General features: G+C 67.7%; 14 protein-coding genes. 9 read left to right on the plus strand and 5 right to left on the minus strand.

Going from position 1 to position 15184, the window contains the following annotated elements; all coding sequences use genetic code 11:
• Positions 1-126 precede the first annotated feature (126 nt).
• Positions 127-570, minus strand: a complete 444-nt coding sequence (locus OHA03_RS33480; protein WP_267007423.1) for a PAS domain S-box protein — start codon at positions 568-570, stop codon at positions 127-129.
• A 1081-nt stretch (positions 571-1651) separates the two neighbouring features.
• Between OHA03_RS33480 and OHA03_RS33485 the strand changes: the two genes are divergently transcribed.
• Together OHA03_RS33485 and OHA03_RS33490 are read left to right on the plus strand one after the other, a co-directional pair.
• Positions 1652-1990 carry a YciI family protein gene (locus tag OHA03_RS33485; RefSeq protein WP_267007424.1) on the plus strand — a complete coding sequence of 113 codons (339 nt, stop codon included), beginning with the start codon at positions 1652-1654 and terminating at the stop codon, positions 1988-1990.
• Between the two features lie 76 nt (positions 1991-2066).
• Positions 2067-2363, plus strand: coding sequence for a transposase (locus tag OHA03_RS33490; RefSeq protein WP_267007425.1), 297 nt, complete (start codon positions 2067-2069; stop codon positions 2361-2363).
• A gap of 78 nt (positions 2364-2441) precedes the next feature.
• Here OHA03_RS33490 and OHA03_RS33495 read toward each other — a convergent pair whose 3' ends face one another.
• The gene (locus OHA03_RS33495; protein ID WP_267007426.1) at positions 2442-2663 is read right to left on the minus strand and encodes a helix-turn-helix transcriptional regulator; all 222 of its coding nucleotides are present in this window, start codon (positions 2661-2663) and stop codon (positions 2442-2444) included.
• Positions 2663-3148 (minus strand): DUF2975 domain-containing protein, encoded by a 486-nt coding sequence (locus tag OHA03_RS33500; protein WP_267007427.1) that lies wholly within the window; start codon positions 3146-3148, stop codon positions 2663-2665. The genes OHA03_RS33495 and OHA03_RS33500 overlap by 1 nt, the downstream gene beginning before the upstream one ends.
• A gap of 392 nt (positions 3149-3540) precedes the next feature.
• Here OHA03_RS33500 and OHA03_RS33505 point away from each other — a divergent pair, with 392 nt between their 5' ends.
• Genes OHA03_RS33505 through OHA03_RS33525 form a run of 5 tightly spaced genes read left to right on the plus strand, consistent with a single transcriptional unit; the run spans position 3541 to position 8274 of the window.
• Positions 3541-5631 carry an ATP-binding protein gene (locus tag OHA03_RS33505; protein ID WP_323181294.1) on the plus strand — a complete coding sequence of 697 codons (2091 nt, stop codon included), beginning with the start codon at positions 3541-3543 and terminating at the stop codon, positions 5629-5631.
• A gap of 4 nt (positions 5632-5635) precedes the next feature.
• Positions 5636-6046, plus strand: a complete 411-nt coding sequence (locus tag OHA03_RS33510; protein ID WP_323181295.1) for a roadblock/LC7 domain-containing protein — start codon at positions 5636-5638, stop codon at positions 6044-6046.
• Positions 6043-6414: a DUF742 domain-containing protein gene (locus OHA03_RS33515; RefSeq protein ID WP_267007429.1), complete on the plus strand. Its 372-nt coding sequence runs from the start codon at positions 6043-6045 to the stop codon at positions 6412-6414. Before OHA03_RS33510 ends, OHA03_RS33515 begins: the two co-directional genes overlap by 4 nt.
• Entirely contained in the window at positions 6395-7009 is a 615-nt protein-coding gene (locus OHA03_RS33520) for an ATP/GTP-binding protein (protein WP_267007430.1), read from the plus strand. Before OHA03_RS33515 ends, OHA03_RS33520 begins: the two co-directional genes overlap by 20 nt.
• On the plus strand, positions 7006-8274 hold the full coding sequence (locus OHA03_RS33525; RefSeq protein ID WP_267007431.1) for a cytochrome P450: 1269 nt from the start codon (positions 7006-7008) through the stop codon (positions 8272-8274). The genes OHA03_RS33520 and OHA03_RS33525 overlap by 4 nt, the downstream gene beginning before the upstream one ends.
• A 277-nt stretch (positions 8275-8551) precedes the next feature.
• On the opposite strand, the gene OHA03_RS33530 is transcribed toward OHA03_RS33525, so the two are convergent.
• Positions 8552-9583 (minus strand): 7-epi-alpha-eudesmol synthase, encoded by a 1032-nt coding sequence (locus OHA03_RS33530; RefSeq protein ID WP_267007432.1) that lies wholly within the window; start codon positions 9581-9583, stop codon positions 8552-8554.
• Positions 9584-10831: 1248 nt separating this feature from the next.
• Positions 10832-12355, minus strand: coding sequence for a cytochrome P450 (locus OHA03_RS33535; protein ID WP_267007433.1), 1524 nt, complete (start codon positions 12353-12355; stop codon positions 10832-10834).
• Positions 12356-13616: 1261 nt separating this feature from the next.
• Here OHA03_RS33535 and OHA03_RS33540 point away from each other — a divergent pair.
• A complete protein-coding gene (locus OHA03_RS33540) occupies positions 13617-14024 on the plus strand; it encodes a hypothetical protein (RefSeq protein WP_267007434.1) in 408 nt (135 codons plus the stop codon).
• 348 nt (positions 14025-14372) lie between these two features.
• Positions 14373-15020 (plus strand): class I SAM-dependent methyltransferase, encoded by a 648-nt coding sequence (locus tag OHA03_RS33545; protein WP_267007435.1) that lies wholly within the window; start codon positions 14373-14375, stop codon positions 15018-15020.
• The last annotated feature ends 164 nt before the right edge of the window (positions 15021-15184 follow it).

Here is a 15184-nt window from a genome sequence, read left to right on the forward strand (position 1 = left end):
GACAGGGGGACACGGGGAGGTGTCCCGCGCGCGACCAGCGTGCGGGACACCCGCGTCTACGGACCGGGAATTGCGAGGAGGGCAGGGAACCCAGGGTTCCCTGCCCTCCTCGCAATTCCTCGCGTTTCACACGGTCGTTGCGCGAACGTTCGCGTCGGCGAGGCGGCGGCGCAACTCCTTCTCCTGGGCACGGCGCGCGGTGACATCACGGATGATCGCACCGACATGTCCGGCGCCGCCCTGCGGATCCGACAGGAGGCACACGCTGAACTCGATCGACAGGCTCGACCCGTCGGCCTTGAGCGCGGGCACGGTGAGCAGGTCGCTCGCGCCGTAGCGGGTGGTGCCCTTGGCCATCGCCCCGTGGAAGCCGTCCCAGTGCGGGCGCCGGTGCCGCTCGGGGATGATCAGATCGAGACTCTGTCCGAGCGCCTCGCTCTCCTTCCACCCGAAGATCCGCTCCGAGCCGCTGTTCCAGAACTGGATGAGCCCCTCGCTGTCGACGATGACGATGCCGTCGGGCGCGTGGATGGTCATTTGCGCGAGCAGTTCGGGGTGCGGGACTGTCATGGCTCCTCCGGGTGGCGCGATGCGGGTGTACGGCCGGTCGTAAGTATACTGAATACAATCTCTCGATCGAGACGTGATTTGAGAAGTAACGAAGAGTCGCTGTCGTGCAGTTGACGAACCTGACCAAGTCGGGAACCTGGGCGTCTTGAACGAGCCCCTGGGCGCGACGAGTGCGGATCCGCTCGACGCGCAAACCGGCCAACCGGTCCCCTGCAAGGGGCCGCAGGGGACATCGCCGAGTTGGAGTCGAGTTTCCCGAGTCCCACCGCCGCTTGCCTGCCGAGCTTGACCCGCTTCGGTCGCGGCGGGATCGGGGTGGCCCCTCCTGCCGTTCGTGACTTTCGTCAGCCGAGTTTCCGCCGCAGCGGGTGGGCGGCCCCTTCGCAGCAGGAGCAGCGTGGCTCGAAGTCGAGGCCGACAGCCAGGCCGGCGCCGAGTCGGAAGCAGTACGGCTGGTTTCCAGCGCGCTGAGGGATAGCGGTTTCACGCAGGACGATGCCCCGCTGGGGCCGGCCGCCGTGACGGCCATCGACCGCGAATTCTGACCACGGGCGCCCGGGGTTGATGGTCTGCGGGACTTTGTCGGTGGTGGTTCGGCAGTGTGATGTCAGTGTGGTGGGTGTCGGGCTTCTGCTGTTCGATTTCCTGGCGTTCGTCGGAGTCGCAGCAGCCCTCATCAGCCATCGTCGTCTGACACGCTGAGGCGTGAGGTCAGTCGGCTACAGGGCCAGAGGGTCCGGATCGACAGGCCGTTGATGTCGTCGGTTGATCTTCCACAACGGTTCGCCGAACGGCTGCGCACCCTCGTCACCGATGCTCCGGGCGGGACCGGGGCGGAAGTTTCACGCCACCGAAAGCCCAGGCCGTGCAGCCATCAACCAGGGTCTGTGTGTTGTTGGCATGGTGAACTCTCTTGTCGTTGTTCGTGTTTGAGGAATCCCCACTTGTGAGCGAACGATGCCTGATGCGTGACGTGACCAGGGCCGGTTTCGGAAGCTGGGGGGCGTGTCGGTTCTGAAGGGAGGCGTTCGTCGTAGGGTGAGAGGCAGCCGAAGGAGGCCAACGGCCGAGGGAGCCATGTATGACGCGGTACCTGATCTCGTTCGATGACGGCGCGATGACCTTCCCCGAGGAGGAGTTGCCCGAGGTGGCCGAGGCCTCGCACGAGGTGGTGCGTCAGGCTCAGGACGCCGGTGTGTGGGTCTTCGGTGGTGGACTGGAAAGGCAGCAGGCGAGCGTCGTGGCCACCGACGGGACCGTCACCAGCGGACCGTACCCGGAGATCAAGGCGGTGCTCGGCGGGTTCTCGATCATCGATGTGCCCTCACGTGAGGACGCGCTGGAGTGGGCTGCCAAGATCGCTGCCGCGTGCCGCTGTGCGCAAGAGGTCCGGGAGATCATGCCCGACTCGACCGTCTGATCGAAGACGACCTGTCGCGGCTGGGGCCTGGTTCGGAAGGGGCTCGTGACCTGCGGGATCGGCATGCTGCGCGCCTGTGGGCGACGCGGTTGGGCGGCATGATCTGACGGACGAGGCGTGGGCGGTGGTCGAGGCGTTGCTGCCGGTCGCAGGATGCGGTCGTCCGGCGCGGAACCTGCGCCGGCAGGTCGACGGGATCCGGCACCGGGCCCGGCCGGGGTGCCCGTGGCGAGACGTGCCCGCCCTTCCGGGCTGGAAGGACGGGGGTTTGCGGTGGGGAGGTCACGTTCGCAGGTCGCGGTCGTCGACCAGGACGGTGCGGTGCAGGTCAACCGGAATCCACCCAACAGGGTCGGGACGGTGCTACGGATGATCGGCGATCCACCTCCATGCGGTCCACGTGCCGTGTCGCGGGCCGGGGGCGCCAGGCGTTTCACGCCCCCGGGGCTCGTCATCCGCTCGCGGCGTCCTCGGCCTCCCAGCGCAGCAGGTCGCCCGGCTGGCACTTGAGCACCTCGCAGAGCGCGGCGAGCGTCGCGAAGCGCACCGCCTTGGCGCGGCCGTTCTTGAGCACCGCCAGGTTGGCGGGCGTGATCCCTACGCGGTCCGCGAGCTCGCCCACGGACATCTTCCGCCTGGCCAGCATCACGTCGATGTCGACGGCGATCGGCATCAGATCACCTCGTCCAACTCGGCCTGCATCTTCGCCGCTTCGACATCGCGCGCGACGGCCTGGGCGAGCAGCATCCGCAGCACGAGCACCATGAGCGCGACCCCCAGGATGGCCACGCCAACCCCGCCCATGATGACGGTGACGCCCGGGTCGTCCCGCTGGCCCGGCGCATTGAGGGCCGTGACCGCGAACCACACGAGGGAAGCCGCCACGATCGCGCCGATCATGACGTCCACGTACCGGAAGGCGGTGTGGGAGAACACGGTTCCGCGTCGCACCATCGCCACCAGCCGCCATACGCAGACCAGGGCGACCTGGACCGACACCATGCCCAGGATCGTGATGATGCGCAGCGGGGTCAGCGGGAGCGACCCCTCCTCGGGGTCGGTGGCCAACGCCCACACCATTCCTGCCTGTACGAACACGGTGCCGGCGAGCATCACCACGAGCACGGCCCGCAGCGCACACACTGTCAGCTTTCCCATGACCCATCCTTCCATCGAGTTACGATGGGAATCTATCGAATATCGATAGGTGAAGCAAGAGCTGAGACGGAGGGCGGGCGGCGGTGTCGCACCGCGGCTGGACGTCGCCGCCTCCTCTCGTGGCGTGGCGTTCGCGCGAACCGTCTTGATCTTGTCGAAGCCGGCCTCGCTTGAGCGCAAATCGGACGCCATGCGATTTCGCCGAAGCCCTGGGGTTGGTGGGTGGGTTGGGGGGTGTGGTTGGTGTGTGTCTTGGTGTGTGGTGGGGGTTGATCCTTTTGGTGTGGGACCCGATAGGGTCGGTTGTGGCGCTGCGGGTTGACGTGGGTGTGTGGGGTTGTCTCGCGTTGTGTTTTGTGTGGTGTCTGGTGTGCTGTGTGTGGTGTTTGTGTGTGTTGTCTTTTTTGTTCGGTCGTTTGCTTCGAAGGATGCAGATGGAACTTGCCTCTCCGCCTTCGGCGGGGCGTGCGTTGGTTGTTTCGTATAGCTGGTGGTTGATGCCGTTGGCTTTAGGGGCTGGGACGGTCGCTGCGGTGGTCGGGGGTCCTGATCAGGTTCAGGTTCCTGCGGCGTTTGTGGGTGTGGCGGCTACTGCGGCCAGTGCTGTGTGTGTGCGTTTGTTGGTGCGTGCTCGGGGGCAGTTGCGGCGTGGTGATGAGGGTTTCCGGCGGTCGCAGGCTGAGTTGTCGCGGCAGTGGGAGCAGCATGTTGCGGGTCTGGAGGGGAGTTTCGGGGCTGAGCGGTCGGGTCTGCGTGCGGATCTGGTCGAGCAGGCCCGGGATTTCGAGGCTCGGCTTGTTGAGTTGGCGCGGGCGCATGAGGCTGGTGTGGTGGCGCAGGCGGGGGTGTGGGAGGAGCGGCTTGCTGTTCAGCGGGCTGTGGTGGGCAGGCTCGGGGATGTGTATTTGCCTGATGCGTTGAAGCGTTTGCGGGAGGGGGAGGCCATTGATGACATTTTGTTGGAGGTCGGCCGGGACGCGGATGCGGGACCGCAGTTGGGTGCGGAGTTGCGGAAGGTTCTGCGGGCTGCGTTGATCGGTGTGGAGGAGGAGTTCGACCGGTCGACGTCGGCGGAGCAGGCTGTGATCAGTATTGGCAGCCGGATTCATGTGCTGACGAGTAAGTTGCGTGGGCGGTTGCATGAGATGCAGGGTGAGCACGGGCGGTTGCCTGTGGTGGCCCGGGGTCTTATGGAGTTGGACCAGGAGATCGGTCCTGCTGACTGTCTGGCGGCCAGTGTCGGTGTGCTGGGGGGTTCGGACCGGCCGGGGCGGCAGTGGCAGGAGCCGCAGCGGCTGTTGAGTGTGGTGCGTGGTGGTATCGGCCGGATCAAGGATTTCGATCGTGTCCAGGTCCGTCATCTGCCTGAGCTGGGTGTTGATGGGGGTCTGGTGGACCACCTCACGCTGATTTTTGCGCATCTTCTGGATAATGCGGCGCGGTACTCGCCGCCGACCGAGGCTGTGGTCGTCTCGGGTAAGGAGGTGCCCAATGGGGTCGGTATTGAGATCCAGGATGCGGGCAAGGGGCTGAGCGAGGAGAAGAAGCGCGAGGCGGAGCAGTCCTTGGCGGGTACGTCGAGGGGTCCGGGTCTCGGTGGTATCTCGGAGGACGCGAATTTGGGTCTGCGTGTGGTGGGGGCCCTGGCGCGTCGTTATGGGATCCGGGTGACTTTCGCGGACTCGCCGTGGCTGGGCACGTCGGTGGTTGTGGTCGTGCCGCACAAGTTTTTCAGCCAGTTGCCTGCTGTGGTGAGCGGGCCGCCCGCGCCCGCGGCCGCGGCCCCGGCCGCGGTGGCGGTGGCGGAGCCGGTGCGCACGGTGGCGGTGGGGGCGTCTGGTGTGGTGGACACCACGCCCGGTGGGCTGCCCAGGCGCCGCAGTATTCGTAACGACCTTGTGGGACCGCAGCCCGGTGGTGCCGTCCGTGGGCAGAGCGTGGCCGCGGTGCCGCCCGATGCGTCGTTCGCGGGCCTTGCCGCGTTTGCCACGGCCGGGCGGGAAAGCGGTCCGCCGCATGAGACGGCTACGGACCGGGCCCCGGTCACGGACGGTGCCTCGGCTACGGACCGTGCCCCGGTCACGGACGGTGCCTCGGCTACGGACCGGGCCCCGGTCACGGACGGTGCCTCGGCTACGGACCGTGCCCCGGTCACGGACGGTGCCTCGGCTACGGACCGGGCCCCGGTCACGGACCGCACCCCGCCCTTGGATGGCGTCCCGGTCACAAGCAACGTCCCGGTCACCAACGCCCTGGTTACGGACCGTGCCCCGGTCATGGATGGCGTCCCGGTCACACACAACGCCCTGGTCACGGGCGGCGCCTCGGCTACGGATGGTGTCCCGGTCACGGACCGCTCCCCGGCCGCGGGCCGTGTCTCGGCCGTGGGTGGTGTCCCGGTTGTGGGTGGTGAGCGGGTTATGGATGGCGAGATGGCTGCCGTACGCGAGTTGAACGAGCACCGCACTGAAGAGAGCGACTAGTCCCATGACGCAACAGGGAACCGATGTGAGCTGGGCGCTCCGTGATCTGACGGAGAGCATCAAGGAGATTCGTTTCGCCCTCGTGGCATCGAGTGACGGTAAGGCGATCACTTCGTATGGTGCCGAGGACCCCGATGATGTGGACCGGTTCGCGGCTGTGGTCGCGGGGTTGCAGGCGTTGGCCCAGCCGGTGGCCAAGCAGTTCCCGAAGTATGCGGGGCAGCTGCGGCTCGCGATGATCGAGGTGGACGGGGGGCACTTGTTCGTGGTGCGGGCGGGTGTGGAGACGTATCTCGGGGTGCTGGCGAGGGAGGGTCTTGATCAGGGGCTTCTGGGTCATCAGATGAGGGATCTGGCCCGCAGGATGGGTGAGCTCCTTGGTACCACTGCTCGCCTGGACGAGCACTCTGGATGAGTGTTTCCCGTCGTCTAACGGACCCGTCCGGTCTTGAGCGCTACTACGTCCTTACCGGTGGCCGCAGCGGGCCGGGCGGTTTTGCGGCGAGTCTTGATGTGGCGACCCTTGTCGTTGCGCGTGCTGCTGCCGCTCCGGGTATGCAGCATGAGCACGAGGAGATCATCCGGCGCTGCCGCGATCCGTTGTCGGTGGCCGAACTGGGCGCTCATCTCGGGTTGCCGTTCAACATTCTCGCGGTGCTCCTGGCCGATCTGCTGGACGCAGGCCGCGTCGAGGCCCGTAATCCCATTCCGGCGTCAGGCGCCGGCCGCGGGCCCGACCTCGCGCTCCTTGAGGAGGTACTCAGTGGACTTCAAAGGCTTTGATCATCCCGACCAGAGGTCGGGCGGTGGCACCCGCTCGGTGAAGGTGATGATCGCCGGCGGGTTCGGCACGGGAAAGACCACCATGGTGGGGTCGGTCAGCGATATCGAGCCGCTGACGACCGAGGAGACGCTGACGCAGGCCAGTGTCGGTGTCGATAATCTGATCGGTGTGGTGGACAAGACGCAGACCACCGTCAGTCTGGATTTCGGGAAGATCGGTATCAACGACGAGTTGGTGCTTTATCTGTTCGGGACGCCGGGCCAGGAGCGGTTCTGGTTTCTGTGGAACGGTCTGTTCAAGGGGGCTCTGGGGGCGGTGGTGTTGGTGGACACGCGTCGTCTGGCGTCGAGTTTCAGGGCGATCGAGGAGATGGAGCGGCAGGACGTCCCCTTTGTTATCGCGCTGAATGTTTTCCCGGATTCCAAGGAGCATCCGATCGAGGAGATCCGTGATGCCCTGGACATCTCTGCGCACACCCCGATCGTGGCCTGCGATGCCCGGGACCGGGCGTCGAGCCGTGACGTTCTTGTCGCGCTGATACGCCATCTGAAGGAACGCTCCACCGCTGCTGCTGCTGTTGTGGAGTCTCGATGAACGACCAGCTCACCCATGGCTCCTCCGCCCCCGGTGGCTGCCCTGTCGCGCACGGCGGCGCCGGCGATCTGACCCGGCTGTACGGGCCGGACGCGGCACTGGACCCGCACGGCATCTACGGGCGGCTGCGCAAGGAGCACGGGGCGGTGGCGCCGGTACTCCTTGAGGGCGACATCCCGGCGTGGCTGGTCCTGGGCTACCGCGAGAACCGGCGGGTGCTGGACAACCCCCGCCAGTTCAGCCGGGATTCGCGTATCTGGCGGGACTGGAAGGAAGGACGTGTCGAGGCCACCTCGCCGCTGATCCCGATGCTGGGCTGGCGCCCCGACTGCGTGTCCCAGGACGGTGAGCCGCACCGCAGGCTCCGCGGGGCGGTCACCGACAATCTGCAGACCCTCGCCGGCCGCGGTATCCGCCGTCATGTCACGCACTTCGCGAACAAGCAGATCGACGCGTTCGCCGACGCGGGCGGCGCCGACCTGGTGGGCGACTACGCCGAGTACCTGCCGATGCTCGTACTGACCAGGCTGTTCGGGCTCCCGGCGGCCGAGGGGCACAACCTTGCCGTCTCCTGTGCCCAGGTCATCAAGGGCGGTGAGGGAGCTCTCGCCCACAACGACCGGATCATGGAGATCCTCGGGGAACTCGCCGAGCGCAAGCGTGCCGAGCCGGGCTCCGACTTCACCACCGGGCTGCTCGGACACGAGGCCGGCCTCGATGACGACGAGATCCTCAGCCATCTGCGCCTGGTGCTGATCACCGCGCACACCACCACCAGCAATCTGCTGGCCCGGGTGCTGCAGCTGATCCTCACCGACACCTCCCGGCTCGCGGGGCTGGTGAGCGGACAGCTCAACATCACCACGGTCGTCGAAGAGGTGATGTGGAACACCCCGCCGCTCGCCGTCCTGCCCGGGCGCTTCGCCACCGCTGACCTCGAACTCGCCGGTCACCACATCAAGGAGGGCGACCTGCTGGTGCTCGGGCTCACCGCCGGCAACCTCGACCCGGAGATCCGTCCCGATACCGGGGTCTCCATCCAGGGCAACCAGTCGCACCTCGCGTTCAGCGGCGGCGCGCACGAGTGTCCGGGCCAGAACATCGGCCAGGCCATCATCGAGACGGCCGTCGACGTCCTGGTGCACCGGCTGCCGGGACTGCGCCTGGCCGTGCCGGCCGACGACCTCACCTCGACCGCCTCCACCTGGGAGGCACGCCTGGACAGTCTCCCGGTCGAGTTCGCGGCACAGACCGCCGCCGTCTGACCCGACCACCGGTTAAGTGATCCGTCTCTGCCCGGCCGGACGTGCCGACCGGGCAGAGACGGCAGGGTCTTGTCTGATACTGCGAGCAGTTCATCGAGCGGACCCTTGCCCGCCAATTCGGCGGTGGCGGCCGGGCCTTCCTTCGATGAGGCATACCGGCCGGTGGTCGGTGCCTGCTGGTGGTTGCTGTTGATCGGGTGCTGATCAGGCTGCTGGTGGGTGATCGGTTTTTGCCCGGCCGGACGTGCCGGCCGGGCAGAGCAGGCGGGGCCTTGTCTTACACCGCGAGCAGATCGTCGAGCGAGCCCTTGCCCGCCAACTCGGCGGTGGCGGCGGGGCCTTCCTTCGACGCGGCATACCGGCCGGAGGTCAGTGCCCACTCGTAGTTGCCGTTGATCCAGTGCTGGATGGCCTCCACGCCCATCCACACCTGGACCCGCTGGTCGGAGCGGAGACCGAGTTCCTCGCACATCTCGGGTATCCGTGCCTCGAGTTCGAGGTACTCCTCGAGGCAGTCGGTGGTCATCCGGTACGCCTCCGCGGCGGCGTCCTGCCAGCTGCAGCTGCGCTCCCGGTGGAGCACGGCTATCAGGTTGTGGCCGTCCCCCCGGCGTTTCTCGCGCTCGAAGGAGTGGATGTCGTTCATGAACCCGATGGTGTCCGCGGCCAGATCCCGCATCCTGACCATCAGCTCGTGCGCCTGGACCTGCGGCGGTACCTCGAAGCCGCGGCTGCGCTCGCCCGCGTCGATGCTGTGGTGGATGCCGACCGTGCGGCGGCGGAACTCCGCGTACTCCTGCAGTCCGAGCGTTCCCGCAAGGCCCCGGGCCGCCAGGTCCACCTCTTCGGTGTGCGCCACGAGGAACCGCCCCCAGGAGGCAGCGAACCGGCTGCGCCACGTCAGGGACATGCCATCGGAGAGCTGGGCCCAGACCTCGGCCCAGGCCACGGTGATCGGGCACACCACGCGAGGTGCGGTCCCGGCGGGACGCAGCGCAGTGGCGATCAACTCCCGTGCGACCTCCGCGATACGGTCCGCACGGTCCGGACTCCCGGAGTCGAACTGATCATCGAACAGGAAGGCCAGAGAGAACCAGTTCATCAGCACGACCATGTCGTCGGCCGAGGCGTAGGGGTAGGTCCGCGCCGCTGCCTGGGGAAGGTCCCAGGACTGGTACTCCTCGAACCCGGCCTGGCTGCGCACCAGGCCCATCTCCCACACCCAGCGCAGGTGACGCTCCCGGGCGTACTGGAGATGCTCGCTCACGGGAGTCTTGAAGGGGAGGTCGAATGTGACGTCCTGCGGCATTGCCGTCCTCTCTTGCGACGATTCACAGGCCCCCGCCCCTGCGAAAGGGCGATCTGAATTGACGCCCACTGACTCGAACTGCACCTTTTGAGCCGGAAGTTGACGACTCAAGTACGTCACGAGACTGCCCAGAGCCTAAACGATCTATGCCGTGAGATCTGCAACGCATGATGCGGGTGTGACGTCGCGCGGGACGCGGCTCGGCTCACCCGGCCGCAGGTGAAGCAGGTGAAGCAGGATGCCGGGACCCGGTGCCCTCGGGCCCGGGATGCCTCGGGGGGCGCGTACGCCGGCGTCATCTGCCGGACCACCGTCGAACTCTCGGCGTGAACGACCCGGACTCCGTAACAGCCGGGACCGCCGGAAAGCAGCCAGTACCGCCACGCCCGGGAAGAGCGCGCTGCCGCGGAGCCGGAAGGCAAGGCCGCCCCGTCCCGCCCCGTCCCGGCCGGTCCCGCCCCGTCCCGTTCCGGCCGGTCCCGTTCCGGTCGGCCGATGAGGGCGGGCTCGTATGTCCGGAGTCATGGCTCCCGGGTCCAGCCCGGTTCCGGCGCAGCTGCCGTCCCGGTCAGCTCTCGAGGGCACCGTCGTTCGTCGAGGCCGGACCTGGCTCACAGACCAGGTCGGCCGGTCCTTCCGTCGCTGCGCCTTCTGGTACGCCCCCGGGTTGGAGGCCACGCGCAGTGCCCCGGGCGAAGTGCTCCCACGGCACGCTGACGGCCCAGCGGTCTTCGATCGCTTTTGGATGGGCCGTGGCGTGGCCGCGGCGCCGGTCCTGGGTGCCGCCGGTGCGCTCATCGGCACCCGTTTCCAGACCACCGTCGAGGCCCTGGCCGCCCCCTCGGTCAGCCAAGCAAATGGCCGAACGGTGCGGGCAGCAGGGCACCGGGCGCAGCGGTGTGTTGGACATCGCCCGCGGTACGAGCAGTGCGGCCGGTATCCGGCCGTGCACGGTGGCAGCCTGAGGGACAGGGAGGGTGAGGCGTGTGGTGGCGCTCCGGAGCGCTGGGGATGCTCTCGGCGTGCCGTCGGGCCGGGCAGCTGGTCGAAACTGCCCGCCTCCCTGCCCTCTGGCGCTCCGCCCCTCGGGGCCCTGAGGGGTGTGCTTCGTGTGCCGGGGGTCCCGAGGGGTGTGTTCCGTGTGCCGGGGGTCCCGAGGTGCGTGTTTTTGCCGGTGGGGCTGGATCGCGGCCGGTAGGGGGTGGGAGAGCTGAGCCGGTATTCACGTTTCCCTGGTGTGCCCATCGTTCATTGCTTTGGCTGGGGCTTCAAAGGCTGTGGTGGTCGGGCCTGTTCGGTGTTTGTCTGGGACATCGATGGTGCTTGCGGGTGGTACGTCATGGTCAGGGTGTCCGGTTTGACGGTGACGACGGCCTGCGCGCGAGGGGGGCGGGAGGTGAGTGTGAAGGAAGGCCAGGTCTGGAGGATGCTCGCCAGGATGATCTGGAGTTCGGCCCAGGCGAAGTTCTCGCCGATGCACTTGCGGCGTCCGTCGCCGAAGGCGAGGAACGAACCGCGGGCGGCGGGTGCGCGCTCGGCTGTCCAGCGGTCCGGGTCGAATGTGTCGGGGTCGGGGAAGTAGCGGGTGTCGTGCTGGTGGAGGTAGGGGCTCCACACGATGTCTGCGCCTTCGGGAATGCGGTGACCGCCGAGGTCGATGTCGCGGGCTGCGGTGCGGGTCACCATCCAGGCCGGCCCGTACTTGCGGATGGTTTCCTGCAGCACCTGGCGGGCGTAGGGGAGTTGGGGGATGTCGTCGTAGCGCAGGGGGCGGTCACCGCAGGCGGCGGTGAGTTCCTCGCGCAGGCGCCTTTGTATCTCGTCGCTCTGAGTGATCTCGTACAGTGTCCAGGCCAGGGTGGTGCCGGTGGTCTCGATCGCTCCGGTCAGCAAGGTGATGGCCTCGTCCTGCAGTTGCTGCCGCGTGAGGGGGGTCTCGGCGGTCAGAAGGGTCGTGAAGAGTCCGCCCTGGTCCTTGGTCCGGGCTGCGGCATGCGGGCACCGTTGTGCATCGGCTGAGACCGCATCGGCTGAGGGCGTGTCGGCTGAGGGTGGCCGGCCCGGGGACCGGTCGGCGTGGTGGTCGATCGCCTGGTCGATGAGAGTGCGTAGCCGTGCCACACGGTCCGCGTGCGCGCGGTTGGCGGGCAGCGGGAGGCGAGTGATCCAGGGCGGCAGGATCGTCTGCCGGATCGCCCCTTTCATGATCTCGGGCATGAGGGTGACGAACTCGCCCTCCAGATGCTCGGGGAGGTTTGCGCCGAACAGGGCGACCAGGAACGCGGAGAGGGCGACCTCGTTCATGTCCGCGTAGACGTCGCGCGGCACAACCGCAGGCCAAGCAGTGACCACGTCCCGCACTTGGCCGATCATCGCGGCGCCGCGATCGGCGATGTGGGCTTTGTTGAACATGGGTTGTATCAGGCGCCGGTTGCGTAGATGCGTATCGCCGTCGGCGACCGTGGCGAGCCCGTCACCGAAGAACATGCGCAGCGCGTCAATGATCTTGCCGCCCTTCACGAAATGCGCGGAGTCGGTCACCAGGACCTTGCGGGTCAGGGCGGGGTCGGTGACGACAAACGCGGGTGTGGGTCCGATACGTATGCGCACGACGCTGCCGTGCTCGCGCAGTGAGGTCATGAACGGCAGTGGCCGGCGGGCGAGCTGGAGAGCGTGCCCGATCAGCGGGAGGGCGCCGGGTGCGGCCGGCGTGGGGGCTGCCGGCGAGGCGGGCGAGCTCATGGGGGTTGTCGACGAGGCGGGGGTGCTCATGGGGCGGATCACTCCTTGTGGGGGTCATCGTCAAACGCCCGGACCATTCCCACGCCGCGATCATGGAATGCCGTTGGACGGAGACCTTTGCGTTACATGCACGGGTCACTCACGTGGGGTTGATGGAAATCTTCTTCGGGCAGGTCAGGGTCCTGTGCTTTCACCGCGGCACACGCGGCCGGCCCTGCTCGCGTGCTTGCGTCAGCGGCCTGCGCCAGGGCCGTGCGGAGGCGGTGTGTGCCGCCGCACCCGACAGTGGCCCCGGTCCTGGCACCGGCCCGGTCGTGCCGGTCGCCCGATGGGGGCAGTCGCCACCGCGTGGAAGGAGCAGGAGCGAGGTCTGCCGCTGAGCGCTTCGAAGCGTTGTGGCCCGCTGTCCGGCAGGGGAGGGATCACGGGCTCGGCCGACGCCGAAAGCGCCGGCCTCGGCACTTCGGTCACAAAGATCCTGCTCGGGGCGGTCCGCCGGGTCGATGGGCGAAGGGCACCCAGGCGGACTCCACCGTCCACCTGCCCCCGCGCTGGCTGCCGCCATCGTTGGCCGAGCCGGCAGCACAGCCGAACGGGGCGGCGCGGGAGACCATGTGATCGGCCCCCGCCCACCGGGCCGCCGGCTGCGGAGGCGAGAACGGGGCTCTGGCACACCTTCCGCGAGAGCGGTGGGCGAGTCTCTGCGGTTCGGCAGACTGGTGCGATGCTTAGAGAGAATGTCGTCAGGATCCAGGCGGTCCGGCTCGCCGTGACGGTCGGTGCAGTTGTTGCCGCTGGGGTCCTGCTGGCCGCTGGGGCTTTGTTGTGCCGCCGCGTGTTCCGTTGCTGCTTTCGCGAGGTCGGTCTGCGGTTCGTGAGCAAAGAGGACGGTTGGGTGGGCCCGGGGTACTTCGTCGTCACCGACGTGGTCGTTCGTGCTCTCTGCCGGCCGCCGAAGTACGTATTTTGACGGCTCGTCCTGCCCGGGCCGGCTTCGTTGTCGTGCGGCGGTGAGAAGTGCCCGTCAGGATCGCCTTGTTGGTCACAACAGGGCAACGTTGATTCGGCTGACGTGCCGGTGTGGAGCAGACTTTGTCTACTTCTTCGCCTGCTCCCGGCCAGAGGAATGATGCGCCGCATCGTCACAGCGTCCACGCTCGCAGCAGTGGGCTTGTTGAGTCTCACCGCGTGTACCGGCAGCGACGGCACAAGCCATCGGCAGCCCGGTCCGCGCGCTGCTCTCAGGTTGGGCCAGGGCGCCGACACTGCCGGCGCCGAGGGCAGGGGGACGGTGCAGATCACCCCGGATACCGTCGTCTATACCGACAGGACCAGCTTTGGCACCCCCGAGCGCGGTCTGTTCGCCGTTGTCACCTTCAAGGCCATGAATCGGGGCAAGGCCGCGGTGAAGACCACGGCCGGCAGTGGTGGCTTCAGGTGGAAGACACCCGGCGGGCATACCGTCAAGCAGGGGGAGGGGAAGGGTGCGGGAAAGATCGCTCCCGTCGGTTTCAGTGAGGGCGGCCCGACCGTGCGGCCCGACACCTACCAGGCCGAGACCGTTGCCTTCGACATCACCGCCGCCGAGAGGGGCGGCACGCTCGTCTACGTCGATGGCGACGGCGTCGCTTTTTACTGGAAGGTCCCTTCCACGAGTTCAGGGCCCGCAGTGCCTGCGCTGAGGAGCGCACTGCAGTAGCGCTCATCGCTCGGAGCCCGTTGCGGACTCGAAGCTGAGGGCACAGCGGGGATCCCGGGATTGACGGGCTGGGTCTGCGGTCGAGCAGGGCACGGTGGTCCTCCGCGCCGGCGAGGCTGCCCCGCAGGCCGTCGGCCTCGCCCGGCCGGCCTTCGCGCCCGGCCCCGGCGGTGCGGGTGATGAGGTGGCCGCGGATCTCCACCAGCCGGCCACACCGGGATGGCTCGGGGCGAAGCAGACAGCGGCGGACGCAGGCCTCTGTGAGCCGGCGACAGCCCGGTCGAACGGGCGGGAGGGAAGATCGTGATTCTCTCGGCTCGCCTCGGCGCGGGAACTACCGTTGCGAGCATGGTCGAACACGATGTTCTCAGTGCCACCCGCGAGGCCTACGACGCTGCCGCCCCCAGCTATGCGCACCTGTTTTGTGACACGCTGCGTGAGCGGCCCCTGGACCGTGCGATCTTGAGCGCCTTCGCCGAGGTCGTCAGCGCGAGTGGGGACAGCCAGGTCGCGGACCTGGGGTGTGGACCTGGCTATGTCACCGCCCATCTGCATGAGTTGGGGCTGGCGGCGTTCGGTGTCGATGCCTCTGCCGCGATGATCGAGCTGGCTCGACAGGCCTATCCGGGCCTGCGATTCGACGTGGGCTCGATGGCCGCGTTGGACATCGCCGACGGTGTGCTGGGCGGCGTGCTCTCACGTTGGTCCATCATCCACACTCCGCCGGGGGAACTCCCTTCCGTCTTCGCGGAGTTCCACCGTGTGCTGGCGCCTGGCGGCCACCTTCTGGTCGGCTTCTCGGCAAGCGATGATCCGTCTCACCCGACGCAGGTCTTCGATCACGCGGTCGTACCGGCCTATCGGTGGTCGCCTGATCACCTCGCCGCGATGCTGCGCAAGTCGGGGTTGGCCGAGGTGGCCAGGATGGTTCGCGAGCCTCAGCCCACCGACCGGCGGCAGTTCCAGGAGATTCAACTGCTCGCCCGCAAGGCCTAGCCCAGGCAGGGGCAGTGCCGGTGCGGGTGTGTCCGTAGATCACTTGGGTGATGTGCGGTGGCAGGCCGTTCATGATGGCATCGGGGACGAAGATGCGCCTTGTGCCCGCAGAGACCGTGCGCAGGTCACCGGTGTGGTGATGGAGCGGGCGTGTCGTTGCGGAC

It is taken from the genome of Streptomyces sp. NBC_00154 (assembly GCF_026342835.1).
In the GTDB taxonomy this organism is placed as follows: domain Bacteria; phylum Actinomycetota; class Actinomycetes; order Streptomycetales; family Streptomycetaceae; genus Streptomyces.